Origin of the sequence: Alistipes sp. HGB5 (assembly GCF_000183485.2) — a bacterium.
GTDB lineage: Bacteria > Bacteroidota > Bacteroidia > Bacteroidales > Rikenellaceae > Alistipes > Alistipes finegoldii.
This window is the reverse complement of sequence record NZ_AENZ01000014.1, coordinates 1-1,397: the sequence shown is the minus strand read 5'-3', so window position 1 is coordinate 1,397 and position 1,397 is coordinate 1. Positions and strand designations below refer to the sequence as shown.

Genomic DNA, 1,397 nt, shown 5'->3' with positions numbered 1-1,397 from the left:
TCCCGTCCTGAAAAAGGTTTACAGAAAAGAGTAAATCTTATGCAGCAAAAAACGAATTCAGACTTATCACGTCATTATTTACCGCGTCAGTTGCGTCATCTGATTTTACAGGAGTATTTGAGCGGAGTCAAGACGGCTCGCCAACTCTCCGAAGAACATGGTATTCCCATGTCTACGATTCATAAGATGGGTCAGCGGTGGAAAGCGAAAAATAGTTGTAGCTTTGTGAGTACCCCTAATCCTTATCCGATCATGTCCCGCGTTACGAGTGAAGAAGCCAGTGAATTATTATCCGAGAACAAAGCCCTTCGGCGGCGCTTGGAAGAGGCTTTATTACGTCTGGAAGGCTATGAGATCATGGGAGATATCCTCCAAGAAGAATACGGTATCGACCTGCTAAAAAAATCCGCAGCCGGACAGTCCAGCGTCTCAAAGAAAGACACACAGCAATGAGCCTGTCGTTTCTGTGCGGGTTGTTCGGCTATACCCGTCAGGCCTATTATAAACATTTACGGCGTAATAGGGAAGGATCCTTGTCCGACACCCTTCTTTTGGAGCGGGTGGGTTACTACCGGAAACTGATGCCCAGGCTCGGCGGTCGCAAACTGTGGCATTTGCTGCAACAAGGCGGATTTCCGGTCAGCCGGGATCGGTTATTTACGCTGCTTTCGGAAAACAATCTTCTGGTCAAACGTCGGAAGAAATACAGCGTTACGACCTGCTCGCGGCACTGGATGCGTAAATATCCGAATCTGATCCGGGGTTTCGACCTCGAGCGGCCGCATCGTTTATGGGTCGGAGATATTACGTACATTTCTTTGAAAGAAGGATTTGCATATCTGGCTTTGATAACGGATGCCTATTCCAAACGGATCGTAGGCTATAATCTGAATACGACATTGGAACGGGACGGAGCGCTCCGTGCACTGAGGATGGCCATAGACCAGACTCCGCAGCAAAAACGGCAAGGGTTAATCCATCATTCGGACAGAGGATGCCAATATTGTTCGAAAAGAATATGTGAAATTACTGACCGATAATGGGATTCGCATCAGCATGACTGAAAAGGGCGATCCGTATGAGAATGCCGTTGCCGAACGGGTGAACGGTATTCTGAAGAGCGAATGGATCGACGAGGAATGTTTTGAAAGTTTTCAGGCAGCAAAAGAACGCATCGACCAGATCGTTATCCTTTACAATTCACTCAGACCTCATGCCAGCTGCGATTGGCTTACGCCCTTGGAAGCGGAACTTAGAACCGGGAAACTCAAACATCATTGGGGCCGAAAGACGGTTGTTCGGAAGGCATATGTAAACTTATATCAGGACAATATTTTTTGAACCAAAATGTTTATCTTTAATTATCAATCACTGTAAACCTTTTTCAGGACGGGACA

General features: G+C 46.8%; 3 protein-coding genes. All 3 read left to right on the top strand.

Annotated features, from left to right (window positions below; translation table 11 throughout):
* Positions 1-453 (top strand): hypothetical protein (locus HMPREF9720_RS14945; RefSeq protein WP_229100575.1); only part of this gene is annotated, 453 nt, incomplete at its 5' end.
* Positions 450-1,040 carry an IS3 family transposase gene (locus HMPREF9720_RS15325; RefSeq protein ID WP_009596668.1) on the top strand — a complete coding sequence of 197 codons (591 nt, stop codon included), beginning with the start codon at positions 450-452 and terminating at the stop codon, positions 1,038-1,040. The genes HMPREF9720_RS14945 and HMPREF9720_RS15325, both read left to right, overlap by 4 nt.
* The gene (locus HMPREF9720_RS15320) at positions 1,021-1,341 is read left to right on the top strand and encodes an integrase core domain-containing protein (RefSeq protein WP_009596667.1); all 321 of its coding nucleotides are present in this window, start codon (positions 1,021-1,023) and stop codon (positions 1,339-1,341) included. Before HMPREF9720_RS15325 ends, HMPREF9720_RS15320 begins: the two co-directional genes overlap by 20 nt.
* Positions 1,342-1,397: the final 56 nt, after the last annotated feature.